The 25,331-nt window shown below is 42.4% G+C and carries 31 protein-coding genes, 1 tRNA gene and 1 pseudogene; 12 read left to right on the plus strand and 21 right to left on the minus strand.

Features of this window, described 5'->3' with window-relative positions; genetic code table 11:
- The first annotated feature begins 141 nt into the window (after nt 1-141).
- Complete coding sequence (locus LW728_RS01825; protein ID WP_287764906.1) at nt 142-327, plus strand: PCP reductase family protein; 186 nt, start codon at nt 142-144, stop codon at nt 325-327.
- Nucleotides 328-331: 4 nt separating this feature from the next.
- On the opposite strand, the gene moaA is transcribed toward LW728_RS01825, so the two are convergent.
- Entirely contained in the window at nt 332-1,321 is a 990-nt protein-coding gene (gene moaA, locus LW728_RS01830; RefSeq protein WP_287764908.1) for a GTP 3',8-cyclase MoaA, read from the minus strand.
- A 427-nt stretch (nt 1,322-1,748) separates the two neighbouring features.
- Here moaA and LW728_RS01835 point away from each other — a divergent pair, with 427 nt between their 5' ends.
- On the plus strand, nt 1,749-3,113 hold the full coding sequence (locus LW728_RS01835; protein ID WP_287764910.1) for a DUF3370 domain-containing protein: 1,365 nt from the start codon (nt 1,749-1,751) through the stop codon (nt 3,111-3,113).
- Nucleotides 3,114-3,120: 7 nt separating this feature from the next.
- Here LW728_RS01835 and LW728_RS01840 read toward each other — a convergent pair whose 3' ends face one another.
- Nucleotides 3,121-3,633, minus strand: coding sequence for a TolB family protein (locus LW728_RS01840; RefSeq protein ID WP_287671239.1), 513 nt, complete (start codon nt 3,631-3,633; stop codon nt 3,121-3,123).
- Between the two features lie 23 nt (nt 3,634-3,656).
- Entirely contained in the window at nt 3,657-3,872 is a 216-nt protein-coding gene (locus LW728_RS01845; protein ID WP_002737387.1) for a hypothetical protein, read from the minus strand.
- 356 nt (nt 3,873-4,228) lie between these two features.
- On the opposite strand from LW728_RS01845, the gene LW728_RS01850 reads away from it, so the two are divergent.
- Nucleotides 4,229-4,302 (plus strand) — tRNA-Asp (locus LW728_RS01850).
- An 85-nt stretch (nt 4,303-4,387) separates the two neighbouring features.
- Here the strand turns inward: LW728_RS01850 and LW728_RS01855 are convergent.
- The 3 genes from LW728_RS01855 to crcB (LW728_RS01865) form a co-directional block, all read right to left on the minus strand.
- The gene (locus LW728_RS01855) at nt 4,388-6,922 is read right to left on the minus strand and encodes a glycogen/starch/alpha-glucan phosphorylase (protein WP_287764912.1); all 2,535 of its coding nucleotides are present in this window, start codon (nt 6,920-6,922) and stop codon (nt 4,388-4,390) included.
- Nucleotides 6,923-7,425: 503 nt separating this feature from the next.
- Nucleotides 7,426-7,830 (minus strand): fluoride efflux transporter CrcB, encoded by a 405-nt coding sequence (gene crcB, locus LW728_RS01860; RefSeq protein WP_287671245.1) that lies wholly within the window; start codon nt 7,828-7,830, stop codon nt 7,426-7,428.
- 191 nt (nt 7,831-8,021) lie between these two features.
- The gene (gene crcB, locus LW728_RS01865) at nt 8,022-8,411 is read right to left on the minus strand and encodes a fluoride efflux transporter CrcB (RefSeq protein ID WP_287671247.1); all 390 of its coding nucleotides are present in this window, start codon (nt 8,409-8,411) and stop codon (nt 8,022-8,024) included.
- 124 nt (nt 8,412-8,535) lie between these two features.
- Between crcB (LW728_RS01865) and rsmA the strand changes: the two genes are divergently transcribed.
- Nucleotides 8,536-9,342, plus strand: a complete 807-nt coding sequence (gene rsmA / locus LW728_RS01870; RefSeq protein WP_108937545.1) for a 16S rRNA (adenine(1518)-N(6)/adenine(1519)-N(6))-dimethyltransferase RsmA — start codon at nt 8,536-8,538, stop codon at nt 9,340-9,342.
- A gap of 17 nt (nt 9,343-9,359) precedes the next feature.
- Nucleotides 9,360-10,301 carry a 4-(cytidine 5'-diphospho)-2-C-methyl-D-erythritol kinase gene (gene ispE, locus LW728_RS01875; protein ID WP_287764913.1) on the plus strand — a complete coding sequence of 314 codons (942 nt, stop codon included), beginning with the start codon at nt 9,360-9,362 and terminating at the stop codon, nt 10,299-10,301.
- Between the two features lie 197 nt (nt 10,302-10,498).
- Here the strand turns inward: ispE and LW728_RS01880 are convergent, their stop codons facing one another.
- Nucleotides 10,499-11,311: an urease accessory protein UreD gene (locus tag LW728_RS01880; protein ID WP_287764916.1), complete on the minus strand. Its 813-nt coding sequence runs from the start codon at nt 11,309-11,311 to the stop codon at nt 10,499-10,501.
- Nucleotides 11,311-11,835 carry a hypothetical protein gene (locus LW728_RS01885; RefSeq protein WP_287671257.1) on the minus strand — a complete coding sequence of 175 codons (525 nt, stop codon included), beginning with the start codon at nt 11,833-11,835 and terminating at the stop codon, nt 11,311-11,313. Before LW728_RS01885 ends, LW728_RS01880 begins: the two co-directional genes overlap by 1 nt.
- A 366-nt stretch (nt 11,836-12,201) precedes the next feature.
- Here LW728_RS01885 and gyrA point away from each other — a divergent pair, with 366 nt between their 5' ends.
- Nucleotides 12,202-14,754 carry a DNA gyrase subunit A gene (gene gyrA / locus LW728_RS01890; protein ID WP_287764918.1) on the plus strand — a complete coding sequence of 851 codons (2,553 nt, stop codon included), beginning with the start codon at nt 12,202-12,204 and terminating at the stop codon, nt 14,752-14,754.
- A 227-nt stretch (nt 14,755-14,981) separates the two neighbouring features.
- Here the strand turns inward: gyrA and LW728_RS01895 are convergent, their stop codons facing one another.
- From LW728_RS01895 to LW728_RS01905, 3 genes are all read right to left on the minus strand, one after another.
- Nucleotides 14,982-15,512 carry a ComEA family DNA-binding protein gene (locus LW728_RS01895; RefSeq protein ID WP_287764920.1) on the minus strand — a complete coding sequence of 177 codons (531 nt, stop codon included), beginning with the start codon at nt 15,510-15,512 and terminating at the stop codon, nt 14,982-14,984.
- Nucleotides 15,512-15,907, minus strand: a complete 396-nt coding sequence (locus LW728_RS01900; RefSeq protein ID WP_004268834.1) for an NINE protein — start codon at nt 15,905-15,907, stop codon at nt 15,512-15,514. The genes LW728_RS01895 and LW728_RS01900 overlap by 1 nt, the downstream gene beginning before the upstream one ends.
- Nucleotides 15,908-15,983: 76 nt before the next feature.
- Nucleotides 15,984-17,183, minus strand: a complete 1,200-nt coding sequence (locus LW728_RS01905; RefSeq protein WP_287764922.1) for an RNA-guided endonuclease InsQ/TnpB family protein — start codon at nt 17,181-17,183, stop codon at nt 15,984-15,986.
- Between the two features lie 142 nt (nt 17,184-17,325).
- Between LW728_RS01905 and asnS the strand changes: the two genes are divergently transcribed.
- A complete protein-coding gene (gene asnS, locus LW728_RS01910; RefSeq protein WP_287659571.1) occupies nt 17,326-18,690 on the plus strand; it encodes an asparagine--tRNA ligase in 1,365 nt (454 codons plus the stop codon).
- 162 nt (nt 18,691-18,852) lie between these two features.
- Here the strand turns inward: asnS and LW728_RS01915 are convergent, their stop codons facing one another.
- A complete protein-coding gene (locus tag LW728_RS01915) occupies nt 18,853-19,176 on the minus strand; it encodes a Txe/YoeB family addiction module toxin (protein WP_002771556.1) in 324 nt (107 codons plus the stop codon).
- The gene (locus LW728_RS01920; protein WP_002737712.1) at nt 19,166-19,450 is read right to left on the minus strand and encodes a type II toxin-antitoxin system Phd/YefM family antitoxin; all 285 of its coding nucleotides are present in this window, start codon (nt 19,448-19,450) and stop codon (nt 19,166-19,168) included. The genes LW728_RS01915 and LW728_RS01920 overlap by 11 nt, the downstream gene beginning before the upstream one ends.
- Before the next feature lie 229 nt (nt 19,451-19,679).
- Between LW728_RS01920 and LW728_RS01925 the strand changes: the two genes are divergently transcribed.
- From LW728_RS01925 to LW728_RS01935, 3 genes are all read left to right on the plus strand, one after another.
- Nucleotides 19,680-20,117, plus strand: coding sequence for a hypothetical protein (locus tag LW728_RS01925; RefSeq protein WP_002751838.1), 438 nt, complete (start codon nt 19,680-19,682; stop codon nt 20,115-20,117).
- 246 nt (nt 20,118-20,363) lie between these two features.
- Entirely contained in the window at nt 20,364-20,780 is a 417-nt protein-coding gene (locus LW728_RS01930) for a hypothetical protein (RefSeq protein ID WP_287764924.1), read from the plus strand.
- 5 nt (nt 20,781-20,785) lie between these two features.
- Nucleotides 20,786-21,139 (plus strand): immunity protein CdiI family protein, encoded by a 354-nt coding sequence (locus LW728_RS01935; protein WP_043997966.1) that lies wholly within the window; start codon nt 20,786-20,788, stop codon nt 21,137-21,139.
- Between the two features lie 129 nt (nt 21,140-21,268).
- On the opposite strand, the gene LW728_RS01945 is transcribed toward LW728_RS01935, so the two are convergent.
- Both LW728_RS01945 and LW728_RS01950 read right to left on the minus strand, forming a co-directional pair.
- Nucleotides 21,269-21,778 (minus strand): PIN domain-containing protein, encoded by a 510-nt coding sequence (locus LW728_RS01945; RefSeq protein WP_287764927.1) that lies wholly within the window; start codon nt 21,776-21,778, stop codon nt 21,269-21,271.
- A complete protein-coding gene (locus tag LW728_RS01950; RefSeq protein ID WP_002748168.1) occupies nt 21,775-22,020 on the minus strand; it encodes a UPF0175 family protein in 246 nt (81 codons plus the stop codon). The genes LW728_RS01945 and LW728_RS01950 overlap by 4 nt, the downstream gene beginning before the upstream one ends.
- A 350-nt stretch (nt 22,021-22,370) precedes the next feature.
- Between LW728_RS01950 and LW728_RS01955 the strand changes: the two genes are divergently transcribed.
- Both LW728_RS01955 and LW728_RS01960 read left to right on the plus strand, forming a co-directional pair.
- The gene (locus tag LW728_RS01955; RefSeq protein ID WP_287764929.1) at nt 22,371-22,607 is read left to right on the plus strand and encodes a hypothetical protein; all 237 of its coding nucleotides are present in this window, start codon (nt 22,371-22,373) and stop codon (nt 22,605-22,607) included.
- Between the two features lie 2 nt (nt 22,608-22,609).
- Entirely contained in the window at nt 22,610-22,849 is a 240-nt protein-coding gene (locus LW728_RS01960) for a hypothetical protein (protein WP_045361344.1), read from the plus strand.
- Between the two features lie 119 nt (nt 22,850-22,968).
- Here LW728_RS01960 and LW728_RS01965 read toward each other — a convergent pair whose 3' ends face one another.
- From LW728_RS01965 to LW728_RS01990, 6 genes and pseudogenes are all read right to left on the minus strand, one after another.
- Nucleotides 22,969-23,328 (minus strand): type II toxin-antitoxin system RelE/ParE family toxin, encoded by a 360-nt coding sequence (locus LW728_RS01965; protein WP_287664473.1) that lies wholly within the window; start codon nt 23,326-23,328, stop codon nt 22,969-22,971.
- Nucleotides 23,321-23,659, minus strand: coding sequence for a UPF0175 family protein (locus LW728_RS01970; RefSeq protein WP_004268823.1), 339 nt, complete (start codon nt 23,657-23,659; stop codon nt 23,321-23,323). Before LW728_RS01970 ends, LW728_RS01965 begins: the two co-directional genes overlap by 8 nt.
- Before the next feature lie 129 nt (nt 23,660-23,788).
- Nucleotides 23,789-24,199: a putative toxin-antitoxin system toxin component, PIN family gene (locus LW728_RS01975; RefSeq protein ID WP_287764931.1), complete on the minus strand. Its 411-nt coding sequence runs from the start codon at nt 24,197-24,199 to the stop codon at nt 23,789-23,791.
- Nucleotides 24,189-24,395, minus strand: a complete 207-nt coding sequence (locus LW728_RS01980) for a hypothetical protein (RefSeq protein WP_002763776.1) — start codon at nt 24,393-24,395, stop codon at nt 24,189-24,191. The genes LW728_RS01975 and LW728_RS01980 overlap by 11 nt, the downstream gene beginning before the upstream one ends.
- Nucleotides 24,396-24,642: 247 nt before the next feature.
- Nucleotides 24,643-24,996 (minus strand): annotated as a pseudogene (locus LW728_RS01985) (HepT-like ribonuclease domain-containing protein).
- Nucleotides 24,986-25,276: a nucleotidyltransferase family protein gene (locus LW728_RS01990; RefSeq protein ID WP_287764933.1), complete on the minus strand. Its 291-nt coding sequence runs from the start codon at nt 25,274-25,276 to the stop codon at nt 24,986-24,988. Before LW728_RS01990 ends, LW728_RS01985 begins: the two are co-directional and overlap by 11 nt.
- Nucleotides 25,277-25,331 lie beyond the last annotated feature (55 nt).

The following is a 25,331-nucleotide window of genomic DNA, read 5'->3' on the forward strand; positions in this document are numbered from 1 at the left end:
TAGATTTATTGGGAGTTTCCCTGATTTGTACCCAGTAACGGGGTGCTGTAAATTCTCTTAATCCCTTCTACAGCACAGGTTATGGCCTTTTGTCAACGGGGAAGTCCAGGTATAATAGACGGACTACTATATGTTAAATCTATGGAAGCTCTAGATTTTTGCGATCAACTACAATGGACAGCAGAAGCAAAAGCAAAACTGAAAAATATTCCCTATTTTGTCCGTTCCCAAGCGCGTCAAAGGATAGAAGAATTAGCTCGTCATGCCGGTTCCTATCGAGTTACCGTGGAAATGGTAGAACAGGCTAGAATAGAATTCGGACAGTAGATTTTTAGCCGCCAATTTGCGACATAGTACGGGTATAAATGCCACTTGATGTGCCGGAATCACGCAGTTTAAAGTTTATTTCTGCCTTCAGTTCTATTAATTCCCGCACTCTTTCCCTGATTTCTGCTGGCGAAATTCCCTGACGGAGGGCAGTTTTTAGGTCAATTTGTCCGGTTTCGTTGAGAAGACAGGGACGCAACCAACCATCGGCCGAAAGACGTAGGCGGTTACAGCGATCGCAAAAACATTCCGACATCTGACTGATAAAGCCAATTGTACCCTTAGCCCCCGGAATTTGAAAAACATCGGCCGGACCATTTCCCCGCACTTGACCCTCATTTAAGCCCCATTTTGCCCGAATTCGCCCCCTTAATTCCTCGCTCGCAATCCAAGCTTTTTCTTGAAATAAATCACCGTTACCGATGGGCATAAACTCGATAAAACGGACGTGCCAACGCTTATCGATGGTCAAAGCCGCTAAATCTTCCACTTCTGCCTCATTTATCCCCGGAATCACCACCACATTCAATTTTAAGGGGTCAAAACCCACTCTCTGGGCTGCTTGAATACCTGCCCAAGTTTTTTGCCAACGACTCCGGCCGCGATTACCGATAATTTTATCAAAAGTGTCGGGGTCGAGGGAGTCCAAACTGATATTAATCCTTCTTAGTCCGGCTTCATACAACATTTCGGCTAAATTGTCAAGTAAATAGCCATTAGTGGTCAAGGCTAAATCGCTAGTGGCAGATAAAGAGGCGATATCGCGCACAATCTCCACTACTTCGGGATGTAAGAGAGGTTCCCCACCAGTAAGGCGAAATTTGCGGAAACCGAGGGGAATAAAGACATTTTTGACTAAAGTAAGAATTTCCTCCCGGGTGAGTAAGTCTTGCGCTCGAACAGATGCCAATTCTGCATCTTCAGGCAGACAATACTGACAGCGAAAGTTACAGCGATCGATTAAACTAATCCTGAGATAGTCAATTTGGTTCATGTTCACGAGCAAATACTGTTATAAAACTTCATGAATTTATCATAACAATTCTGGCTCGATCGATATCTAGACATCGGCTACATCTAGATTTTAGTCTATGATGACAATAGATTTGCTCAATGGCAAGGGCAAATAACGATTGGTAAATTTGATAATTTTTCTTGATTGTACTTAAGTAGGTAGGCGTTAAAAATTATCAGACACCCCCCTTATCAAGGGTAGGGTTGATTCATGAATCAACCCTACCTTATCAAGGGGGGATTAAAGGCAAAATCGATTTTTAATTTAATTATAACCAACTACTTAACTAAAAAGGTCGGCTAACACCCCAAAGAAATATTAAACAATCCTCTAGATATGGACAAACAGAATACTATCTAAATGGAGCGAGCCAGTAATGCTATGATCAAAAAATAATTATCTTGAGATGGTAATTTGTGTGATTTTACCTTTTTTACTACCCATTGCCCAAACTCCTCCTATTGTAGAAATAATTCGACCGGCGCAGGTGCGTCCTTTGCCGAATCAACTAGATCAAGTTCCCGTTTTTAATAGCAATAGTCCTGAATTATTGCTAGGAGAAGGGATTTTGCTTTCGACTTTTCCCCCCCAAGAGAAAAGTTTCCCCTCGGCCCATTTAAATTATGCTTTTCAGGGACGCTTTGATATTTTTGCCCACCATGTAGCGAGGGGGAGTTTTCCCGATAATTTACGCACCCTTTATCTGGGTATATTACTCCACAATCCCAGTCCTAATCCCGTCACCGTTAAAATTCTGCAAGGGGCCAGTTATTTGAGTCAACCGGATGCAGCTTTTATCGATTTACCTGCACAAGTGGAAAATAATCAGGGGACAGTTTTTGCAGGTCCAGGAAGTCGGGTAATGGGGGATATTTTAATGGGGCAGCGTCAGGATATTTTTCCCGATAGTCAGGATATTTTTCCCGATAGGATTATTATTCCGGCGGGGGAGAGTTTTATGGTCTTAAATGCGGCGATTCCCGTGCGCGATTTGACTCCCCCTTTAAACGGTAGGTCCACTTATCTCCGTCTGGAAAGTGACGGTCTTCTCTACGCTGCTAGTTTAGCTCTTTATGCACCCCTAGATGAAAATGGACAGGAAAGACCACCAAATCTGACAGAGTGGCAAAATTTGCTAGAAAAAGGCGATTTATCGACTCCGCGCGATCGAGCGCCCACTCCTCCCCATAGTCAAGGACAGATAATTTATGGACGGGTAGCGGGGGTGTCCCAAGGTTCAGCCTGGCCTGCCCGATTGGTCGATCGAGCTTCTTTATGGTTAAATATTCCTGATTCTGGTCAATCTATAGCCTATGGGATTAGTACCCTACCCGGGGGCAAATTGGGAACGGAACAAAATCAAAGTGCTAGTATGTTAGTTCGCTATCCCGATACGGCCTATCAAGCTCATGGTAATTACGGTGTGGAATATAGGTTAAGTTTACCTCTATTTAATGGGAGTGATGAGGCGAAAACGGTGACTATTGCGCTAGAAACACCGATTAAAGAGGATATTATCGGGCAGGGTTTGCGTTTTCTCGATCCGGCTGCCCCACAAGTGTTTTTTCGGGGAACAGTAGCCGTCAATTATAGCGATGACCAGGGACAGGCACAAAGCAGATTTTTCCATCTCGTCCAAAGACGCGGACAAGAGGGGCAATCTTTAGTGAGTCTGACTATTCCTCCGGGGGATTGGCGTGTAGTACAGGTAAATTTTTTATATCCACCAGATGCCACTCCTCCACAGGTTTTAACGATTAAGACCGAGTAGAACAAGTTTAAAATTGGCCGTTAACGATCGCAATATTCCATTGACCGTCTTGGTTGGTTTCAAAGGCAATTTGGCGACCATCACCGCTAATAGTGGGATTGCGGACGCTTCCCCGCAGGTTAGCGGTTAACAGGGTTGCACGGGATCTGGAACGATCATAAACCATAACATCACTTTTACCGCGTTCGCTGGAGATATAGGCAATTAAACGACCGTCAGCATTTAAAGATGGCTGATCTTGGCTAGAATCGCCACGATTTAGGTTAGGAAGATTAACTAGGCGCTTTTCTTGCAGATCGAATAAATATATACTACGACGACCGGAGCGATCGGAAGCGAAGGCTAAATAGCGACCATCAGCACTATAACTGGGAAATTGATCGGGAGCAAAACTATTTAAACCACCGGTGGGAACTTGAGGAGTGATCAAAAGAGGGGAATTACAGCCACTTATCCCCGATAACAGCCCAAAAGAGGCCAAAAACCGCCCCAGCCAGACAAAAAAAAATTTTTCTTTCATCTTGACTTTTGACCCCAAATGTGCTAGTAACTTTCTTCCTTGCCGACGGTTTTGAGGGTCAGTAGTTGATTGCCTTGACTGAGACTATCGGCGATCGCTTCTCGAATCGGCAGGTCAATACTGGTTTCAGCGAGGATTTCTTGGGCTTTTTGCCGCAAATCTGCCCCGGTATCGGCATCTACTTGGTCTAGATCGAGTAATTCCTGCGATAGCTGTTCGATCGAATTCGGGTTAGTCATAGCTCAGGCTCCCAACAAGCTTAATTACAATCCCATTGTAAAGAGGGTCCGGTCCCTAATTGGGGATTTTTTGGCTTTAATTCAGGATTGATAAGCTGTTCGTAATTTAAATTGCTTGTTGAGATCAGGCGGTCGGCAGGAGGCCGGAGATTATTTTTATTTATTCTCCCCACTCCCCTCTCCCCCCGCAACGGCTCGCAGTGGTCTCCCCCCACTCCCCAATTCATAATTCCTCCTCTCCCCACTTCATAATTCATCATTCATAATTCATAATTCCCTCCCCCTCAAAAAAATTTTCCTGGAGGTGCTTGACATAACCCTGATGATGAAGTTACAATCAGAATTGTCGCAAAAATGGGATTGTAGTTCAATTGGTTAGAGCACCGCCCTGTCACGGCGGAAGTTGCGGGTTCGAGCCCCGTCAATCCCGTAGAAATTTAGGTTAGAGTCACCCAGGGCTAGTTAACCTGTGGGCAGTAAGATAAATGAACAGGATCCCACTGCCTAGATTTGTTCTAATTTACCGATAAACCAGCATTAGCTTGAATATAATCGGGTAATTCAATCTTTACCGGTTGTATCCGCCAGATTTCCTCGCAATATTCCCGAATCGATCGATCGCTAGAGAATTTTCCCATGCGGGCCACATTAAGAATTGCTAAACGACTCCAATGTTCTTGATCTTGATAGGCGCGACCGACTTCTTCCTGACAGTCGATATAGGATTGATAATCGGCCAGTAACATATAGGGATCATCGTAGATAAGATTATCCACAAGCGGACGAAATAAACTACTATCACCCCGGCTAAAAAATCCCGAACCAATGAGGTCTAATACTGCCCGCAATTCTTCGTTATGGTAATAGTATTCTTGGGGATTATAACCGGCAGCTTTCTTAGCATAAACCTCCTGGGTGGTCAAGCCAAAAACAAAGAAATTTTCCGCCCCCACCTCTTCACGAATTTCGATATTTGCCCCATCGAGAGTACCGATAGTTAAAGACCCATTCATGGAGAATTTCATATTACCAGTTCCCGAAGCTTCTTTCCCGGCGGTGGAAATTTGTTCGGACAAGTCGGCAGCCGGATAAACCCGTTGACCGAAGGTGACATTATAATCGGGGAGGAAAACCACTTTTAACCGTCCTCCAATTGTCGGATCATTATCGATCACTTCTGCCACAGAATTAATCAATTTAATGATTAATTTCGCCATAAAATAACCCGGGGCTGCCTTACCACCAAAAATAAAGGTACGGGGGGTAATATCGAGATTGGGATTATTTTTGAGGCGATGATAGAGAGTAACGATATGTAAAACGTTGAGATGTTGCCGTTTATATTCATGAATGCGTTTTACCTGCACATCAAAGAGGGTACTAGGATCAACTTTAATGCCGACTTTTTTATCGATATAATTGGCTAAATCTGCCTTAATATCGTATTTAATTCGTCGCCAAGAGTCCCGAAATCCCCCATCATTCACATAGTTCTCTAAACCGCGTAAATCCTCCAGATGTTTAATCCAATTTTCGCCGATTTTTTCGGTAATCGCAAAAGTTAAGCGGGGATTACTAGAAACTATCCAGCGCCGGGGAGTAACTCCATTGGTTTTGTTGCTAAACTTTTCGGGAAAGAGTTCATAGAAGTCGCGCAGAACATCTTTTTTAAGTAATTCTGTATGGAGGGCTGCCACCCCATTAATTGCCTGGGAACCCACACAGGCGAGGTGAGCCATACGGACGTATTTTTCGCCGCTTTCATCGATTATAGACAAACGGGACATTTTGCCGTCATCATGGGGATAAATAATGCGAATTTTATCCAAGAAACGATAGTTAATTTCGTAGATAATTTCCATTAATCGGGGGAAAAGACGACCAAAAATACTCAAAGGCCATTTTTCTAAAGCTTCTGGCAAAAGAGTATGATTAGTATAGGCGAAGGTATTTTGAGTAATAAACCAAGCTTTATCCCAATCGAAATGATGCACATCAATTAACAAGCGCATTAACTCAGCTACCCCGACGGAAGGGTGAGTATCATTCAATTGTACTGACCATTTTTGATGAAAATTATCGAGACTGGGGTTCTCATGTAAGTGAATACGAATCATATCCTGTAGGGAACAGGAAACAAAGAAATATTGCTGTTCTAAACGCAGTTCTTTGCCTTGAATTGGTTCATCGTTAGGATAGAGAACTTTACTGATATTTTCCGAGTGAACTTTATTATCCACCGCACCATAATAATCGCCACGATTAAAGCGACCAAAATCAAAAGATTCACAAGCTTCTGATTTCCAGAGACGCATGGTATTAGCGGTGTTAACTCGATAGCCGAGAATTGGGGTATCGTAGGGAATTCCTTTGACTACATAATCGGGAATCCAACGACTGCGATAATTACCATTTTCGTCGGTATAGGATTCGGTATAACCGCCAAATTTTACCTCTACCGATGATTCTGGTCGGGCAATTTCCCAGGGATTTCCATACTGTAACCACTTATCGGTTATTTCCACCTGCCAACCGTCGTGAATTTCTTGATCAAAGATACCAAATTCGTAGCGAATACCGTAACCAATAGCCGGAATTTCTAGGGTAGAAAGGGAATCAAGATAACAGGCAGCTAAACGACCTAAACCACCATTTCCTAACCCTGGTTCTTCTTCCTGGGCAATTAATTCTTCTAGTTTTAATCCCGATTCGCTGACAGCTTTCTGAACCTGTTCGTAGATACCGAGATTAATTAAATTATTAGCTAAATGGGGACCGACTAAAAATTCGGCCGAGAGATAACAAACGGTTCTGACATCTTTTTTTAGATAGGTTTGTTGGGTGGTTAACCAACGCTGCAATAAACGATCGCGTATGGTATAGGCCAGGGCCATGTAAAGATCGTTTTTGCTGGCTAATTCCGGTAATTTACCTTGAATATAGAGTAAATTATCCCTTAAAGCCCGTCGGATAGTTTCTGTGTCTAATCCTGTTCTGTCGTCTTCGATGATAATCGGACAAACAAAAGTTGACTCTGGAGATGGATCCATAGGAGTTTTTTTACTGAAGATTGGCTGCTCTTAGTTTAAGATAACCAGACCCAAAATTATATCAAGAAAAGCTTAAATCTTGACTAAGATTAAGGTATAGTAATGACAGAGTTAAAGTGATTAAATTTCAATTACCGACAGAAAGTGAAGACAGGGGAAAGTTTGAACAATGGGTGCTTTTGTGACGGGTGGAACGGGTTTGAGCGGGGCGATAATCTTGGGAAAATCGCCCTCTATACCCCTTGATGGCGTGAAAATGTCAAAACAGTCCATTTACTAAGATTCCTCGAAGGCAGTTGGTTTCAAACCAGTGGAGATATTACTTATTAAGACTGAGTAGGAAAGGAAAAAGATGGTCTCAACTGTGCTGAGATGCTTAAGTAGTTAGGTGTTAAAAGTTGTCAGACACCCCCCTTATCAAGGTAGTAGGGTTGATTCATGAATCAACCCCATGAATCAACCCTAGGGGCAGGGGGGATCAGACGCAAAATCTATTTAATAACTCATCTAGGAAAACCTGTTCTTGCTAAAATAACTCCAATTTTAAGTGCCATCATCCCCCCAAGAACACTGCCCAACCAGTAAATTAAACCGAAAGTTAAGTTTCCCTGCTCTAAAAACTTGTTGACCTCTAAACTATAGGTGGAAAAAGTTGTATAGGAACCACAAAAACCCGTGGCAATCATCAATCCTAATTCTGGGGCAATTATGCGAATATTTTCCCTAATCATAGTAAAAATATAGGCAATAATTAAACAGCCAGAAAGATTAACAAAAAATGTCCCCAAAAATTGCCATTCTTGACCGAAAAGACTTTCAACTAATTTTGCAATATAAAAACGACTCAAAGCCCCAAAAATAGCCCCAATCGCCACGGATAAACTATAACGTCCCCTGAAAAAATTCATGCTGTCTCTCCTGCCCTTCAATAGTCAATAAATTGGAGAATTAAGTAGCTGGTTATAATTAAATTAAAAATGGATTTTAGGTTCGATCCCCCCTGCCCCCCTTAATAAGGGGGGTGCCGATAGGCGGGGGGATCCCCCCTGAGTCCCCCCTTAATAAGGGGGGCATCTGATAGTTTTTAACGCCTACCTACTTAACCTAGAAAAACTTCGGCAATAGCTGCCCCAATTCTCACGGCAATCAATCCGAAAATGATACTAGCAACGGCAAAAAAAAGACTGAGAAAATTTTGTTGATTGCGCCAGAGTATCAGGGTATCTAAACTATAGGTAGAAAAGGTGGTATAAGCTCCTAAAAATCCCGTTCTAACCATTAAATCTAGTTGGTGGGAATAAAAGGAAAAACTGGGTAAAATAGCCAAAAAGAAACCGATAGCTAGACAGCCAGTTAAATTAATAATAAAGGTTCCAGATGGAAAGCGCAAGCCGAATTTTGCTTTTGTCCATTCGGTAATGTGATAACGAGATAACGCCCCCGGAACCGCTCCTGCTACAATTGCGAAAACATCGTTCAAATCTGACATTGTCTCTAATTTTTTTGCTATCTTTGCCTAGGCTCTATGATAATTGATGCGGTTATCGATCGCATGACCCATATTTTCAGGGGTGTTATTGTCGAGGACAACCCTCTGATTTTAAAATAGAGGTATGAAAATTCAACCGCGTAAACGTTTTGGACAACATTGGTTAAAAGATGAATCGATACTCGATCGCATCATCGGCGCTGCTAATTTACAATCAGAGGATCGGGTATTAGAAATCGGCCCTGGTACAGGCATTTTAACCCGTCGTCTTCTCGATGGCGCTCAATTGGTTGTCGCTGTAGAAATTGATCGAGATCTATGGACAATTTTAAATAAAAAATTTGGCCAACAAGATAACTTTCATCTCATCCCGGGCGACTTTCTTAGCCTTAAACTGGAGCAACTGCCGCCGGTTAATAAAGTAGTGGCTAATATTCCCTATAATATCACCGGTCCGATCCTCGAAAAGCTGCTCGGTTCGATCGCCCATCCCTTCACCCCCCCTTATCAGAGTATTACCCTCTTAGTACAAAAAGAAGTCGCCGAAAGATTAGTCGCTGTCCCCTCCACCAAAGCTTACAGCGCTCTCAGCGTCCGCATTCAATACCTTGCCGATTGTCAATGGATTTGTGACGTACCCCGGCGGGCCTTTTCCCCCTCTCCCCGGGTAGATTCGGCGGTAATTCAGCTTTTACCCCGTGTTTTGCCGAATAATGTCAGTAATCCAGCCTTTTTATCCACTTTAATTAGCTGGGGTTTTGCCAACCGGCGCAAAATGTTACGCAATAATCTAAAAAATTGTCTAGATAGCGATCGATTAAGCCAAATCCTGACACAATTAGAAATTAATCCCCTCGCTCGCGCCGAAGATCTCAGTTTATCGCAATGGATTGACTTGGCGGAAAAATTAGGTCAATTGCCAAAATTTTAGATTTTTTTTCTTGACAAATGCACAGTTATACCCTTCTAGCCCCCGCTAAAATTAACTTATATCTAGAAATCGTTGGCGATCGCCCTGATGGTTTCCACGAGTTAGTCATGGTGATGCAGACGGTGGGATTATGCGATCGCATCACTCTCCGGCCGAACGGATTGCAGGAATTCCGCCTCTTTTGCTCTCATCCCCTCGTCCCCCAAGATAGCAGTAATCTCGCCCATCGCGCCGCCACTTTGATGGCGAGGGAATTCCCCCGCATCTTTGCCAATTACGGCGGCATCGATATCACCATCGAGAAATATATTCCCGTGGCTGCTGGTTTAGCGGGGGGTTCCACCAACGCGGCGGCGGTGTTAGTTGGCATCGATTTAATCTGGGAATTAGGCTTAACCCGTCCGGAATTAGAAACTTTAGCGGCAAGATTGGGGTCCGATACTTCCTTTTGTGTGACAGGAGGAACGGTTATCTGTACGGGAAGGGGAGAAATTCTCGATCCGATCGCTCCTCTGACCGGATTATGGGTGATTTTAGCCAAATACGACCATTTATCCGTTTCTACACCCTGGGCCTACCAAAGCTATCGGCAAAAATTTCAGGATACCTATCTGTCTTCTCCAGAGGACTTTCATCACCGTCGTCAGCAGGTGAGTTCTGGGGCTTTGGTACAAGCGATCGCCCAGAAAAAACCAGCCGCTATCGGCAAATTTATCCACAATGACCTCGAAAAGGTGGTTTTAACCGAATTTCCCCTCGTAGCCGAGTTAAGACAGGTTCTGGGCGATTTAGGCGGCTTGGGAACGATGATGTCAGGCTCTGGCCCGACGGTTTTTACTCTCTGTTCATCTCAGGAAGTGGCGGAAACTATCGTTAAAGAGGCCCGGGAAATTCTCGTCGCTCCCGATCTACAATTTTGGATAGCCCCAATCACCGATACAGGCATTCAAGTGACTTGAAAAAATGATAATTAACCTCTTGTAAAAATCAAAAATTGTTGTTAGGGTTAGGAGTCAGTAGTCAGTAGTCAGGAGAATTAAGAATGAATGATAATCAGTTAAATGGTCTATTTACAGATTTTATGCGATTTAATCCTTATTTTTGACGTTTTTGAACCCTCAAAAATTAATTATGCAAGAGGTTTCATTAACCGCCTTCACCAAGATAACCAAACTCGCGGAATAATTGCCTCTCGATCGCTCATTTCTCGCCTTAAAATTTGCCAAACCTGCTGAAACCATTGTCGCACTTCACCGCTAGAATTACCCCGATAACGACATAAAAGACCATCTCCTAAAGTGCTAGTAACTCCCATCTCTCCTTCTAGGGAAAAATCTCTCACTTTCTCAATTAAATTTCTGCCTACCGGTTGACCGATATAAACTAAAGTACCGATCAGGGCGCTATCATTTAAACCAGAAAATCCCTCGATCATTTTACCACCCAACAGGAAGGAGCGATCGAGCCATAAAGGTTGTCCAGATCGCCAAATTTCCCAATTAGAATGCCATTCTCCCGCTAAAAATTTCTCCCCTCTCGCACTGCGACCAAAACGGGTAATTTCCCATCCCAACCAACTGCTATTTTCCCCTAAATCCACTCGTAAATGTTGGCGAAATGCCGCCCCATTAAAGATAATTGTTTCTTGGGGTAGCCATTCTAAACCGGCATTGTCATCGATTTTAATCTCGATTAATTGTTGAGCTATCTGACCGTTACTCTGGTAAACTTTTCCAGCAGAAGCAGTGGTAATCAGGGCATTAGTAGCGGCTTGGAGATGAATTTTTTGTTGCAGAACATCACCGCCAACTATTCCCCCCGCCGTGTGTAAAATCACCGTATGACAAAGGTTTTTTCCTTCGGGATAAAAAGGTCTTTGTACTTTTAAAGGGGCGGTAGCATAGACGTGATTAATCTCGGTTGCGAGATTTTTTTGCTTGTAAATTAGTTCTAGGTTTCCCTGCCACATTATTGCTCCTCGGTCATGGTTTCTAAAAATTGCCGATAATTTTCGGGACTGAGATTAATTTTAACTTCTATTTGCTGTTCTTTATCCCTGATCAGTAAAATATATTCACTTTCCGCTTTTTTGCCGACCAGGAGAGGATTTTTTAGCTCGAATTTTTGATAAACCAGATGGGGTTTTGTCACCCGAATAACTAAACTAGGTTGGGATTGGGGATAAATGTATAATCGCTCCTGTTCCCGATCTAAAATTAATTGTTTAGGTGTCATGCTTCTTTCGTCAGCAAAAGTAGATTTATGCCAATAGAGGGTAATCCCCCGAATTTGGGGCATTTGAATGCTAAATTTTTCATCAAAACCTTGCTGCTCCCAATTAATATCTTCCAGAGAGCCAGTATCGGTAATTAAACGCTGTTGCCAGAAGACTTCCTTAAGATTTAAATCTTGCCACCATTGGCTAATAATTTGGAAATTATCCAGACTATCGGGGTGGGGATTGGCACTTTGCCAGAGGAGAGGAGTAAGCATTTTGGGGGAATTTTTGCGCTGGGAAAATCAGGTTAATAGTCTTCGCTGGAGTTAAGGGATCATTAATCTCAATTATCATCGATTCTCGAGCTGCCGATCGGGCCATGGTATTAACTCTCGATCGCATTTTTATTTTATCCTAATTATCGAGGGAAAAACTGCTAAAAGTAGTCTTCACCATTTGCTTTTTCCTGTTGTGATCGCTGCTAACTTGACACTATTCTAAACCCCAAAAAAGAGAGATTTTATGGTAAAATAGTCGTACAAATGGGCATATTCTGCACATCAAAAGGGTAAAAACCCGACTTTTAGCGAATTTAATCACAAAAACGCTTTTTTTGCCTTGTTATTGGAGTTAACCCCCCTATGACCGCCGCCCAGGATCATGTCGTCCCCACAGACTTAAGCAATGAAATGTCCCGTTCCTACCTAGAATACGCCATGAGCGTCATCGTTGGGCGAGCCTTGCCCGACGCTAGGGACGGACTGAAACCCGTACACCGGCGCATTCTTTATGCGATGTACGAACTAGGATTAACCCCCGATCGCCCCTTCCGGAAATGCGCTAGAGTCGTCGGGGAAGTATTAGGAAAATACCACCCCCACGGGGATACTGCTGTTTACGATGCTCTCGTCCGCATGGCCCAGGATTTCTCCATGCGCGATCCCCTGATTAACGGTCATGGTAACTTCGGATCGATCGATAACGATCCCCCGGCGGCCATGCGTTATACCGAGTGTCGTCTGCACACCCTGGCCACTAACGCCCTACTACAGGATATAGAGTCAGAAACCGTCGATTTCGCCGATAACTTCGATGGTTCCCAACAGGAACCCGTGGTTTTACCCTCTAGAGTCCCACAACTGCTAATTAATGGCTCATCGGGCATCGCCGTCGGTATGGCCACCAATATCCCCCCCCACAACCTGGCCGAGATTATCGATGGAACCGTTGCCCTCATCCATAACCCGGATCTCACCGATACGGAATTACAGCGTTATATCCCAGGGCCGGACTTTCCCACCGGGGGGCATATCCTTGGCAGAGACGGTATTCAGGAAGCTTACACCACCGGCCGGGGTTCTATTACCCTGCGGGGAGTCGCCTCCTTTGAAACCATCGAACAAAGGGGAAGACCCGATCGAGATGCTATTATTATCACCGAACTGCCCTATCAAACCAATAAAGCGGCATTAATCGAAAAAATCGCCGATTTGGTCAATGATCGCAAAATAGACGGTATTTCCGATGTGCGGGACGAAAGCGATCGCGACGGCATCCGGGTGGTGATCGAACTGAAACGGGATGCCTATCCCCGCGTCGTCCTCAACAATCTTTATAAACAAACGCCCCTCCAGTCCAATTTTGGGGCGAATATGTTGGCATTAGTCGATAACGAACCGAGATTACTGACTTTAAGGGAGTTTCTCCGGGTTTTCCTCGATTTTCGCCTAGAAGTTATCACCCGTCGTACCCGTTATGAACTCCGCAAGGCCGAGGAAAGAGATCATCTCCTTCAGGGTTTACTAATTGCCCTCGCTAGTCTCGATGCAGTCATTGCCCTGATTCGCAGTGCTGCCGACACAGCTAGTGCAAAAGAGGGATTAGTGCAGAATTTTGGTCTTTCAGAGGTGCAAGCGGACGCAATCCTACAAATGCAGCTGCGACGGTTAACCGCCCTAGAATCGGAGAAAATTCAGCAAGAACACGGGGAATTACTGACAAAAATCGGCGATCTTCAGGATATTTTAGCCAGAAAAGAACGCATCGACAGCATTATCGAGGAAGAACTGCAACAGATCAAAACGATTCACTCTACCCCCCGTCGCACTCATATTGAACAACGGGAAGGAGAAATCGCCGAAACTGACCTGATTGCCAACGAACAGGCCTTAATTCTCGTCACCGAACAGGGTTACATCAAAAGAATGCCCGTTAATACCTTTGAGTCCCAAAATCGGGCAACAAGGGGCAAAGCTGGCGCAAAAATGAAAGAAGACGACGGCATCGATCACTTTATCACCTGCCGCGATCACGATAGCGTCCTCTTTTTCACCGATCGCGGGGTTGTCTATAGTCTCAATGCCTATCATATCCCCACCGGTTCGCGTACCGCTCGCGGCGTTCCCATCGTGCAACTGTTAGAGATTCCCAAAGGGGAGAAAATTACCTCGGTGGTGGCAGTCAGCGAGTTCAGCGAGGATAATTACCTGATTATGCTCACACAAAAGGGATTTATCAAGAAAACCGCCCTCGCTGCCTTTAGTAATATTCGATCGAACGGTTTAATCGCCATTTCTCTCGAAGACGGTGATCAACTACGTTGGGTTCGCTTGGCTAAAGAGGAAGATAGCGTCATTATCGGTTCTCGTCAGGGGATGGCCATTCATTTTAAGGCCGATAGTCAACAATTGCGCTCCTTGGGAAGGGCAACTAAAGGCGTAAAATCGATGAAATTGCGCTCAGGTGACGAATTAATTAGTATGGACATCCTGCCTAGTCAAATTGTCGCCCAAATCGCTGAATCTAACGAAGAAGAAACCGAGGACGAAAGCGAAGAAATTAACCCCGAAGTGGCTAATAATGGCCCCTGGGTGTTAGCGATTACCATGGCAGGACTAGGAAAACGGGTTCCCGTTACCCTCCTACGTCTGCAAAATCGGGCGGGATTAGGAGTCAGAGTGATTAAATTCCGCAAAAAGAACGATAAATTAGCGGCTCTGCACGTTGTTAACCCCCACGAGGAATTTATGATTATCACCGAACGGGGCATTATCATCCGTCAATCCGTCGATGCGATTACTCCTCAATCGCGCTCGGCCGGAGGCATCCGGGTGCAAAAACTTGATGAGGACGATGCGATCGCTGCGGTGGCCCTAGTTCCCCCTAGTGATGCGGAGGAATCTGAAGACATTTAGATTTGCTGGGAAGTGGGGAAGTGGAGTGTGGGGAGTGGGGTGTGGGGTGTAGGGTGTGGGAATTATGAATTATGAATTATGAATTATGAAGTGGGAAGAATAAATAAAAATAATCTTCTGACTCCTGACTCCTGACTCCTGACTCCTGACTCCTGAATCCTGTCTCCTGTCTCCTGACTCCTGACTCCTGACTCCTATCTCCTGTCTCCTTTCCTGAGTATTTGGGATTAAAACTGGAAAAAGTGCATTAATTGGGAGATTTCCTGAGCGTCTAGGGATAAACGCCCTTTAAAATCCACAATATTCTTAAATAATCCCTGTTCTTCTCTGCTTTTAATAATGGCAGCTGCCAAATTATCGCTGATTAGGGGCAGGGTGGTTAACTGCTCGATCGAAGCGGTGTTAGGATTGATTTTAGGGGGTGCGAGGTGACTTTCGGGACTATAATAGGCAAATTCTAGAATCGGTTGCCAAGCTTTCAATCTAGCCACAGGAACACTCAAAGCAGCCGCTAGATCTTCAAGACAAAGCAATTCTACCCCCATACCCAACAATTCCACCAACATCCGCGCTTGATGGATGGATATCCCCGGCAATCGCAGCCAATCATCCACACCCGCTTGACTGACATTAATTTTAATGCCCAATTGCGCCGCCATAGCGATCTCATCGAGGGAACGAAAGCGATAATAGGGATCATTGCTAATTTTGGCTTTTAAAGGGTTAAAAGTGCGCCCTAACCAGTTTTGCGGTGTCATTATAGTAGTTGTCGCCGTTTTTCTTCAAATTCGTACTCAGAAATTAATCCTTCTTGCCGGAGGCGCTCTAATTCCCTTAAAGCTGCCCCGATCGCCTCTACTTGTTTAGGCTCTAAACTGGGGACAGTGGCAGCAGTGGTGGCAGTGGGAAAATAGTTAGCGAAAAATTGGTTATCTTGGATTAAATACCACACCGCATCGATCGCGCAAGCCACCCGGGGAATCGGAGTTTGCCAAAGGAGAAGATAAATAATTCCCCAGAGAGGTTGACCGAGATAGAATTTATGAATACCGGCGATAGGAAAGGGTAAAGCGAGAATGCTGCCGATAAAAGCCAGAAAAATCGCTAATTTACGGCTTTTGGGCTTACTTAATAATTTTTCCACCAGAAGCATGAGACCTGTTCGAGATTGATTTTAGCCTGATCTGAACCTTCTATCGTGAACTACTCTCAAGGTCTTTGAGAGCTTCCTATTTCACGGGGGATTGCCTCAAGACGGACTTACGCCCAGCTTTTGGTCTTATATCCCCTCTATAGGCAGTATCGCTAGTTCCTAACGACAATATCCGTAAGGCTTCATCTCTGATATTTATCGCCGCATTTATGTCCCGGTCATGGATTGTTTTGCAATGTTCACAAGTCCATATTCTAACATCAAGCGGCAAACTACCCACTTGATTCAGACAGACATGACAAGTCTTAGAACTAGGGAAAAACCTATCAACTTCAATATAGGTTTTTCCCTCCCATTCTGCCTTGTATTTAAGCATTGTACAAAACATTCCCCAACTACAATCACTAATAGCCTTAGCTAAATTATGATTGCGTACCATGCCTTTGACATTGAGATTTTCTACCGCAATAACTTGGTTTTCGTTAACTATCTTACGGGATAGCTTGTGGAGAAAATCCTCACGACATCTTGAGATTTTAGAGTGAACTTTAGCTACTTTACCTCTAGCTTTTTGACGGTTGTTACTGCCTTTCTTTTTACGCGATAACTTTTGTTGTTTCCTTTTTAGATTACGTTGATGTTTGGCTAAATGTCTAGGATTATCATATTTACTACCATTACTGGTAATACAAAAATGAGTTAATCCTAAATCAATTCCTATGGCTTTTCCATCTATCCCCCCGCCTTCGTCACCCCCCTGCTCCCCTTGATCAGGGGGAGATTGCCCGTCATCAACTAAAATAGAAGCGTAGTATTTACCGTCTGGGTTTTTTGAGATAGTAACGGTTTTAATTGTTCCTGCAAATTCCCGATGACGAACACAATAAACTAATCCAACTTTACCCGGTAATTTGAGGTAGTCACCTTCAAATTTGACATTAGCTGGATAGCTAATTGATTGTTTACCATGTTTAGATTTGAATCTTGGTAATCTCGCCCGTTTCTCAAAGAAATTTTGATAAGCTTGGGATAAGTTCAAAGCGACAACCTGTAAGCACTGGGAATAAGCATCTGTCAACCACTCATATTCTTTTTTGAGACTAGGCAATAGTCCCTGAATATAGTTTCGTGTCAGTCCTTTTCCTGTGGTTTTATAGGTTTCTTGGCATAAATTCAGGGAATAATTCCAAAACCAACGACAACAGCCAAAGCTTTTTGCTAAGGCTATTTCTTGCTCGGTATTAGGCTTAAGTCTGAATTTGTACGCTTTGTACATAAGAGTTATCAAGAAACCATAACTATGATAACATGGTTTTCGAGAATTGTCTGTATACAAAGTCAGCAGAAGTCCATAAAAGCGAGGGACTTTTGCTGACATTCAGTTAAAATACTCTTTGGTTCTAACATAGGGATAAGCGATGACTACCAGAATCAAGGAAATCTTTCAAACAGGACAACCCGATCAATCCGTCACCGTGCAGGGTTGGGTGAGAACAAAACGAGAATTAAAAGAATTTACTTTCCTGGAAGTTAATGATGGCTCATCCCTGGCCAACTTACAAGTTATCCTCGAACCGACTTTACCCGATTATGAAAATGTACTAAAAGCAATTAGTACAGGAGCGGCGATCGCTGTTTCGGGAAATTTGGTTCCTTCCCCGGGTAAAGGGCAAAATATCGAGTTAAAAGCGGCCGAAATCACCCTTTATGGTGACTGTCCTGCGGATTATCCCCTACAAAAAAAACGTCATTCCTTTGAATTTCTGAGAACCATTGCCCATCTGCGAGCAAGAACCAACACCCTAGGAGCAGTAATGCGGGTTAGAAACGCTTGCGCTACCGCTATCCACACTTTTTTCCAAGAAAAGGGCTTTATTTGGGTACATACTCCCATTATTACCGCTAACGACTGCGAAGGTGCGGGAGAATTATTTACTGTCACCAGTTTAGATTTAAAAAAACCAGCCAATTTTGCCGAGGATTTCTTTGGTAAACGGGCCTATTTAACCGTCAGTGGACAATTACAAGCGGAAGTAATGGCCATGGCTTTATCTAATGTTTACACTTTTGGCCCGACTTTTCGCGCCGAAAATTCTAATACTTCCCGTCATCTGGCCGAGTTTTGGATGGTGGAACCGGAAATGGCTTTTTGTGATCTGGAAGGGGATCAGGATTTAGCAGAAGCTTTTCTGAAATATATCTTTAAATTCGTCTTAGAAAATTGTCCCGAAGATTTGCAGTTTTTTAACGAACGTATCGATAAAACGGTGTTAAGTACGGCCGAGAATATCGTTAATAGCGAGTTTGGCCGGATTACCTACAGCGAAGCGATCGAGTTATTAGAAAAAGCCGATCGTCAGTTCGAGTTTCCAGTAGAATGGGGCGTAGATTTACAGTCAGAACACGAACGTTATCTAGCGGAGGAACTATTTAAAAAACCCGTGATTGTCACTAATTATCCCAAGACAATCAAAGCTTTTTATATGCGTCTAGATGACAATAATAAAACCGTTTCTGCTATGGATATTTTAGCACCCAAGATCGGCGAAATTATCGGCGGTTCCCAACGGGAAGAGCGATTAGATGTATTAATCCAAAGAATGCAGGAACAGGGAATGAATCCCGATGATTTGTGGTGGTATTTAGATCTGCGTCGCTACGGTTCCGTTCCCCACGCCGGTTTTGGTTTAGGATTCGAGCGTCTGGTACAATTCATGACGGGAATGACCAATATTCGCGATGTGATTCCTTTCCCCCGTACCCCTTTAAGTGCCGACTTTTAGAATGATGTCTAGGATCGACAGGAGAAAGGAGGAATGTAGATATTTATTAAATTGTAGCTTAGGCTACAGACTTGGAGTAGAAAATGTTTGTTGTTTCACTGTCCCCCTCTACGTTCTTTGTCCCCTTTCTCCTGTAACAGTTCTTAATGGGTTTGTCTGAGTTTAGCCTGATTGATAATGATAGCGAGCTTGTAAAAAATAAACCTTATTTCCTGTGACTTTATAAACCAAACGATGCTCTAAATCGATCCGTCGTGACCAAGTGTCGGCAGCAATATACTTAAGAGGTTCGGGTTTACCCAATCCTGTAAACGGATCGCCATCCAAAATATCTGCTACTAAGTCTAAAATTTTATCGCCTTTTTTCGGTTCGTTCCGATACCACCAAGCTAAATCTGCTTTGAAATCAGGACTAAAAACGGGCAAATAACCATGAATAGGATTGTTTTTAGGTTTATCTGGCTTATTTTCTCTTTTAGGACTCAATTCCTAGCTCCCCTTTCAATTCAGCTAATGTTTGAGGAGTTGCATCTTCTGTCTGGGTCCATGCTAAAGAGCGAAATAAGCGTTGGGCATTTTCTGGCGATCGCAGTAAATAAACACACTCTAATAAACTGGAAAGCTCATCTTCAGCAATTAAGGCCACATTTTTCTGATTGCGACGCTTAATGACGATAATTTGAGATTCGTCACACACCTGATCTAAGAGACTCGCTAAATTCATTCTCGCCTGAGAGTAGGTGGTTTCTTTGCTTAACATGATTTTTAGGGGAGACTTGTACAACCTTATTGTACAATTTCAAGCTCTTGAACTCCCCAAAAACCCCAAAATCTGAAGGGGGAGAAATATAAAGATTTATTAAATTGTAGCTTTTAATACAGTTGTGGGGGGGGGAGTGTGTATTGTTCTACTATCCGCCTTTAGTGTTGGGTTGGGTTGTTGCTTCACCTAGCTGCGAGGGGACGAACACTTATGTACTGAGTAGCGAATGGTGATGAAAAAAGGATTTTTCAGATGGCTACCAATTTTAGCCTTAACTATAGCTTTATCTTCTAACTTCTATCAGAATCACGATGATATTGCTCAAGCCCGTAATTCGAGACGTGTAAGCAATGGTTTTGCTTTCGAGATTCAGAATTGTAATAAAGACAATAATTCTGTAGTTTGTACTTTTATGGTTGCAAACTTAGGGGAAGTCAGAGATCTTTATTTTTATCCCAAAGACTCTATCATCATTGATTCTACCGGCAAGCAATTGACGGGATCGGAGGGCTGTATTGGAGGAATAGGTCGTGATATAGTATGGGTAAGAGATATGCCTTCTAGAGTCCCCATTAACGGAAAAATTCTCTTTAAAGGAAATTTGCCCGGAAGAATCGTTTATCTGCGATTAGTAGGTTCTGGTTTCTCAGTTGAATGGAGGTAATATATTACCTCGTTCTCAGGTTCTACCTGAAGATTTTTCCTGTGGCAGCAGCATTAAGTAGGGGCGAACGCAATTCGCCCCTACAGGTTTTTTTCGCCCGCTCGCACTTTAATATAGGAACAGTAGGGTGGGCATTGCCCACCCTACCCATTTTTCCTGAATACTGAACCTTATTATTGATTGAGAGAAACAACAACTATGTACACCACAACTTACAACTTACACAATCTTGAGCTATAATCGGCAATGAGGTCGAATCCGAAAAACGATCAGAAAAAACTGCTGATTGCTGAACTTAGAAAAGCAGCAATCAAACATACCCCAGAAAATATTATCAGAATTACTAAAGATCCTAGCGGGAAAATTGTTTTTCTAGAAACAGGAAAAGGAGGAGAGAGAGGTTCTGGATTACTGCATATTCTAGAAAATCATCGAGAAGATTTCCTCCAGAGAGGTATTGCCGAAGAACAAATTCCTGATTTAATTATAACAGCTATTAGTGAGGGGACAATTATTGGCATACAAGGAAAAAGTCGCATAATTTATCAAGTAGAAATCAATGGAATTATTCAGTATGTTTCTCTAGAAATTAGTCATAATGGTTACTTAGTGAGTGCTAATCCAACTCCAACGCGATTAATTAATAAACTTATTCAGGAATGATAGTTATGGCAATCAGAATCAAACTTTGGGCAGATTATGGAAGTTACCCACTTTGGGGAGTAGATGAAATTGATAACATTGCTCCTGAAGAATTACCATTAAGTCAAGCAACCATTCAACGTTTAAACGCATGGCAGGATACTTACGATAAGACTTTAAATCAAGACTATCCACCTTTATCAGATTTTCCTAATCAGCAAGCTGAAATGGATTTTAAACAAGAAGGAATTAGTTTATGGAAACAGTTATGTCTTGAACTGGCCCCAGATTATGAAGTTTTCTACCAAAATGAAGGTCAATTGTTCAGACATCCTAAGGAAATAACCAAAAAATCTACAGTACAAAAAATAACAGTTTGAGTATCATCACCTTCGGCTCTAGCGCAGCTTCAACCCTGAAGCGCCAACTAAAACCATCCAAACCATCAGAAAAAGAAACCACAAAAGTAGGCTAAATTGCTTCTAAAAATACCATAAATACCCCTTCATTCAATCTTGAGGGGGTTTATTTTTTTCTTCATCAACAATCTGTAAAACACTGCTGTATAAAGGTGCAGCCACCCAAAATCCTGCTTGATCAATCAAAGCGTCTAGTAGGGGTTTCACCTCAGAGATTAACCGTCGATTCTTCGCCTCAACTAAAATGCCCAGAATTCCTGTGTATCGAAGATTAAGTCTAGCAGCAATTCTACGACCACGACGCTCATCAATCAAAACTTGATCTGCTCCCAACTCAAGTGCTAAAGCAATAGCCTCAGCTTCTCCCTTATCTAGTTCATCTGCAAGAGCTTCAATCACTGTGCGGTTAGTTACCGTTCGAGTTTGAATCCAATCTAAGGTTTGTACCTCTATTGAACCTGCTACCAGAAAATCAGGCTCAGTTAATTCTCGATAAACTGCTTCGGGAATAAAAACTATTTGGTAAAGTTGTTGTAGCAGATGAAGTTGATTAATGGCGGCAAGATTGTTGATAGGGGATGTATCACTGACAACAATCACAATCTTCCCATCTCCCGCAAGTTCTTAATATCCTGTTCAAAATCTTCGACATCGTAGTGTACCGGAATTTGACGACTTGCAAGTAGGTGTTGAAAAGCAATACGATTCATTCCTGCAAATCGACTCGCTTGAGCAAGGGTGAGCTTCTCTTTTTGAAAGAGCATGACCGCAATTTCCTGCCTCATCTCAGCTTCAGTCATGCGTGTGGCACTGAGAATTTCATCGGAGATATCAATACTCATGGCTATAACCCTATCTATCCCTTCCTATTGGAATGATATCATAACCCCCTTCATTTAGTCAGTTGAGCAGGTTTATTTTTTGCGTCTCTTCCCCTTACACATTTTACACATTAAGAATCGGTTTTATGCTATTGAGTTACCAAAGCCAATAGAAGAGGCTTTATTATCAGTTGCCAACTAAAACCCTCTAAATCCACTGAAAAAGCAACCACAAAAATAGGATAAATTGCCTCTAAAAATACCATCAATACTCCTTCAATCAATCTTGAGGGGGGTTTGTTTTTTTATATCTCTTTTTTGGCAATAGATGCTATAATGAAAGGCCACTCTTTAAGATTGCTTGCTCGATCGTGGACTTTGAGATGATCAGCGATATTACGAATATCGAGATTATTGCCACAGGAACAGGAATTCGTAATCGGGAACGGTTGCAAAAACAGTATGGCAAAGGTAAATGGAGAAAATTAAAGGGCATAGCCCAAGTTCAGCTTGCCAATGGTATAGTAAGGTTAGCTGAAGTCCATTGGTATGAAGCTCATGGCATCGGCAAAAAAGAATTTAAGCTCAAGTTACCGTTTCTAGATTGACCATGAAAATAGAGTCATCTCCCACAAATAAGTTCGCAGTTTGTCTCAATAATGAAGGCTACGAAGCTTCACTAGAAGTTGGCAAAATATACCGCGTTATCCCTGATGAGACAGCAGAAATAAACAGTCTAATTCGGGTTATTGATGAAAGTGGTGAAGATTACGCTTTTTCTGTGAATCGGTTTCATCCTATTGAGTTACCAAAGCCAATAGAAGAGGCATTGTTATCAATGGCCAACTAAAATCCTGCCAATCCACCGAAAAAGAAACCACAAAAGTAGGCCAAATTGCCTCTAAAAATACCATCAATGCCCCTTCAATCAATCTTGAGGGGGTTTATTTTTGGCATCTATTAATACTTCTAAAAATAAAAATTGTCAAACTTATTAATGATGTCTTGAATTTGCTGCGCTGTGATGTCTGTTTGGTCAGATTTGGCATAGATGAGGAGCATCAAAACACAACTATTGTCTTTAAGTTGATAGATAGCACGATAGCCGCTACTTTTGCTCTTTTGAATATCGCTGTTTTTGAGGCGAACTTTAAAGACAGTGTAGCCTATTCCTGGTATTTTATCGCCGATGAATTTGCCTATCTGAAGGTCATCAATTAGGGGTTGTATATCAGTACGAATGCTCCGATAGCGTTTGGCGAGGATGCGAAGTCGATCCTTGAATTGATCGGAGAAAAGAAGCTTAATGGGGGGAATTTTTTCAGTCATCTATGCCATCCCACAGTTCAGAGATGGGATGTACTTTGCCCTCTTTAGCTTGCTGAAGAGAAATACGAAGACTGGTGAGGATGAGTTCTTTTGGTTCGTCGTCGGGATCCGTGGGTGGAGTGAGGATATTACGCGATACTAGCAATTGGTAGAAATCATCGAGTGCCATTCCCGTTAGTTCGGCTGCTTGTTCAAATTGAAGGCGTTGCTGCTGATAGAGCATGATAGCGATTTCCGTGAGCATTTGAGCTTCAGTCATTTGGACTGTTTGCAGAAGTTCAGTAGGAAGGGTGAGGCTCATAGAGGTTTCATTAAGTGGTGGTAACTTCATTGTATCGCCATTAAAAAGTAAACGACACAAGTAGGCTAAATTGCCTCTAAAAATACCATAAATACCCCTTCAATCAATCTTGAGGGGGGTATTTTTTTGCATTCCTCCCTCAAAAAATTCTCAGTGACACTAGAAAAAGGCGACAAACTCTGCTGGAGTAATAATTGGAATCCCTTGATAAGTATTGAGAATTAAAAGAGCATTATCGCCTGTTATCATGTATTGTGCCATTCCAGACACGGCTAATTCTAAGAATTTATTATCATCTAAATCGGAACAAACTCTCGTTTCATGCAATATATCAACAAATAAGCTCCTATTTTTAAGAGACGACAAGAAATCTAACCTATCATCTTTTTCTAAATATTTGTCAAATTTCTTTTTACTTATTCTCGTTGCCAATTCTTGATAAGTTGCCTCGCTCTGGAGAATAGTAAATTGACTAACTGCTATATTGATTACTTTTTTGGGTGTTCCTAGGGGATTGAGTAAAGCACTAATAAAAACATTGGTATCTATAACAACTCGATTAGGATTCATCTACTAATAGTTCTGTTAGTTTATCTTCTGTCAAACCTTTAGCTTGAGCCTTTTTACCGACTTTATCCATAATTGAGATAAGACTTTCTGAATTTTCCTCAATCGTCAGATTAACTTCTTGTTCAGGAGAAAGACCTAACTGAGCGATTAGTGTAGGAATCTCCGATACCTTAATATTTTTGAGAACTTGTTTCATGGCTTAACTAGGTAACTAGGTGTATCTTCAACTTTCATTGTACTCTATTTAATCACATTTAACAGTGTTCCTCAAATCGTCCTCGACCTCTTCGCCACAACTTCAACCCTCAAGCAGCAACTAAAGCAATCCAAACCAACAGAAAAAGAAACCACAAAAGTCGGCTAAATTGCCTCTAAAAATACCATCAATGCCCCTTCATTCAATCTTGAGGGGGTTTATTTTTTTACTTTCGCTTATTAAACAACTATTCAGCCTCTGTTTCCCTTTCTAACACTTCTTGTAGTTGTGGCACTAAAGTCGGTAAATCTTCTTGAATTGTTGCCCAAACTCTACTTAAATTAACTTGAAAATATTCGTGAGTTGCAACATTTCTCATTCCTGCCATCAAACGCCAAGGAATAAGAGGATAGCGAGACTGAATTTCCTTTGGTACATTTCTAGTTGCTTCTCCAATAATTATAAAATCATAGAGAACCGCTTTGACATTTGTTTGATTCTTAGCAAATTACTCAAACGTCATTCCCTTTGTACGTTGTTCAATTTCAGTGATAGATTCTAAAATGTCTTGAAGGAGAATTCTCCAATCTCTAGAAGGCATTGATAACATCCTCCAACACAGGTTCTCGTAAATGTTCCCTTAAGGTATCCTGAGTTCCTAAATCCACAGAACATCCCAGAATATCTTCTAAATAATACTGTACTTGCAGAAGTTGAAAAAAACCACCTTCTTGATTAAATTCAACTAAAAAATCCACGTCACTATCACCATGAGCTTCATCCCTTGCCACTGAACCAAATAAAGACAAAGATTTTACACCCAGTGTTTGTAACTGTTTTCGGTGTGCCTCTAGAATTGCCAATACCTCATCTCGTTTCATCTGGTGTGTCCTTGAACCTGCCATCAATATTATAGCTTTGTGGCTGCAGCCCTCA

This window comes from Microcystis sp. 49638_E5 (genome assembly GCF_021300285.1).
Taxonomy (GTDB): Bacteria; Cyanobacteriota; Cyanobacteriia; order Cyanobacteriales; family Microcystaceae; genus Microcystis; species Microcystis aeruginosa_C.

What these genes read in the sequence shown, in the direction of transcription:
- LW728_RS01825 (WP_287764906.1), top strand. Translation starts at nt 142, where the DNA reads ATGGAAGCTCTAGATTTTTGCGATCAACTACAATGGACAGCAGAAGCA.
- moaA (WP_287764908.1), bottom strand. Translation starts at nt 1,321, where the DNA reads ATGAACCAAATTGACTATCTCAGGATTAGTTTAATCGATCGCTGTAAC.
- LW728_RS01835 (WP_287764910.1), top strand. Translation starts at nt 1,749, where the DNA reads ATGGTAATTTGTGTGATTTTACCTTTTTTACTACCCATTGCCCAAACT.
- LW728_RS01840 (WP_287671239.1), bottom strand. Translation starts at nt 3,633, where the DNA reads ATGAAAGAAAAATTTTTTTTTGTCTGGCTGGGGCGGTTTTTGGCCTCT.
- LW728_RS01845 (WP_002737387.1), bottom strand. Translation starts at nt 3,872, where the DNA reads ATGACTAACCCGAATTCGATCGAACAGCTATCGCAGGAATTACTCGAT.
- LW728_RS01855 (WP_287764912.1), bottom strand. Translation starts at nt 6,922, where the DNA reads ATGGATCCATCTCCAGAGTCAACTTTTGTTTGTCCGATTATCATCGAA.
- crcB (WP_287671245.1), bottom strand. Translation starts at nt 7,830, where the DNA reads ATGAATTTTTTCAGGGGACGTTATAGTTTATCCGTGGCGATTGGGGCT.
- crcB (WP_287671247.1), bottom strand. Translation starts at nt 8,411, where the DNA reads ATGTCAGATTTGAACGATGTTTTCGCAATTGTAGCAGGAGCGGTTCCG.
- rsmA (WP_108937545.1), top strand. Translation starts at nt 8,536, where the DNA reads ATGAAAATTCAACCGCGTAAACGTTTTGGACAACATTGGTTAAAAGAT.
- ispE (WP_287764913.1), top strand. Translation starts at nt 9,360, where the DNA reads ATGCACAGTTATACCCTTCTAGCCCCCGCTAAAATTAACTTATATCTA.
- LW728_RS01880 (WP_287764916.1), bottom strand. Translation starts at nt 11,311, where the DNA reads ATGTGGCAGGGAAACCTAGAACTAATTTACAAGCAAAAAAATCTCGCA.
- LW728_RS01885 (WP_287671257.1), bottom strand. Translation starts at nt 11,835, where the DNA reads ATGCTTACTCCTCTCCTCTGGCAAAGTGCCAATCCCCACCCCGATAGT.
- gyrA (WP_287764918.1), top strand. Translation starts at nt 12,202, where the DNA reads ATGACCGCCGCCCAGGATCATGTCGTCCCCACAGACTTAAGCAATGAA.
- LW728_RS01895 (WP_287764920.1), bottom strand. Translation starts at nt 15,512, where the DNA reads ATGACACCGCAAAACTGGTTAGGGCGCACTTTTAACCCTTTAAAAGCC.
- LW728_RS01900 (WP_004268834.1), bottom strand. Translation starts at nt 15,907, where the DNA reads ATGCTTCTGGTGGAAAAATTATTAAGTAAGCCCAAAAGCCGTAAATTA.
- LW728_RS01905 (WP_287764922.1), bottom strand. Translation starts at nt 17,183, where the DNA reads ATGTACAAAGCGTACAAATTCAGACTTAAGCCTAATACCGAGCAAGAA.
- asnS (WP_287659571.1), top strand. Translation starts at nt 17,326, where the DNA reads ATGACTACCAGAATCAAGGAAATCTTTCAAACAGGACAACCCGATCAA.
- LW728_RS01920 (WP_002737712.1), bottom strand. Translation starts at nt 19,450, where the DNA reads ATGTTAAGCAAAGAAACCACCTACTCTCAGGCGAGAATGAATTTAGCG.
- LW728_RS01925 (WP_002751838.1), top strand. Translation starts at nt 19,680, where the DNA reads ATGGTGATGAAAAAAGGATTTTTCAGATGGCTACCAATTTTAGCCTTA.
- LW728_RS01930 (WP_287764924.1), top strand. Translation starts at nt 20,364, where the DNA reads ATGAGGTCGAATCCGAAAAACGATCAGAAAAAACTGCTGATTGCTGAA.
- LW728_RS01935 (WP_043997966.1), top strand. Translation starts at nt 20,786, where the DNA reads ATGGCAATCAGAATCAAACTTTGGGCAGATTATGGAAGTTACCCACTT.
- LW728_RS01950 (WP_002748168.1), bottom strand. Translation starts at nt 22,020, where the DNA reads ATGAGTATTGATATCTCCGATGAAATTCTCAGTGCCACACGCATGACT.
- LW728_RS01960 (WP_045361344.1), top strand. Translation starts at nt 22,610, where the DNA reads ATGAAAATAGAGTCATCTCCCACAAATAAGTTCGCAGTTTGTCTCAAT.
- LW728_RS01965 (WP_287664473.1), bottom strand. Translation starts at nt 23,328, where the DNA reads ATGACTGAAAAAATTCCCCCCATTAAGCTTCTTTTCTCCGATCAATTC.
- LW728_RS01970 (WP_004268823.1), bottom strand. Translation starts at nt 23,659, where the DNA reads ATGAAGTTACCACCACTTAATGAAACCTCTATGAGCCTCACCCTTCCT.
- LW728_RS01975 (WP_287764931.1), bottom strand. Translation starts at nt 24,199, where the DNA reads ATGAATCCTAATCGAGTTGTTATAGATACCAATGTTTTTATTAGTGCT.
- LW728_RS01980 (WP_002763776.1), bottom strand. Translation starts at nt 24,395, where the DNA reads ATGAAACAAGTTCTCAAAAATATTAAGGTATCGGAGATTCCTACACTA.
- LW728_RS01990 (WP_287764933.1), bottom strand. Translation starts at nt 25,276, where the DNA reads ATGAAACGAGATGAGGTATTGGCAATTCTAGAGGCACACCGAAAACAG.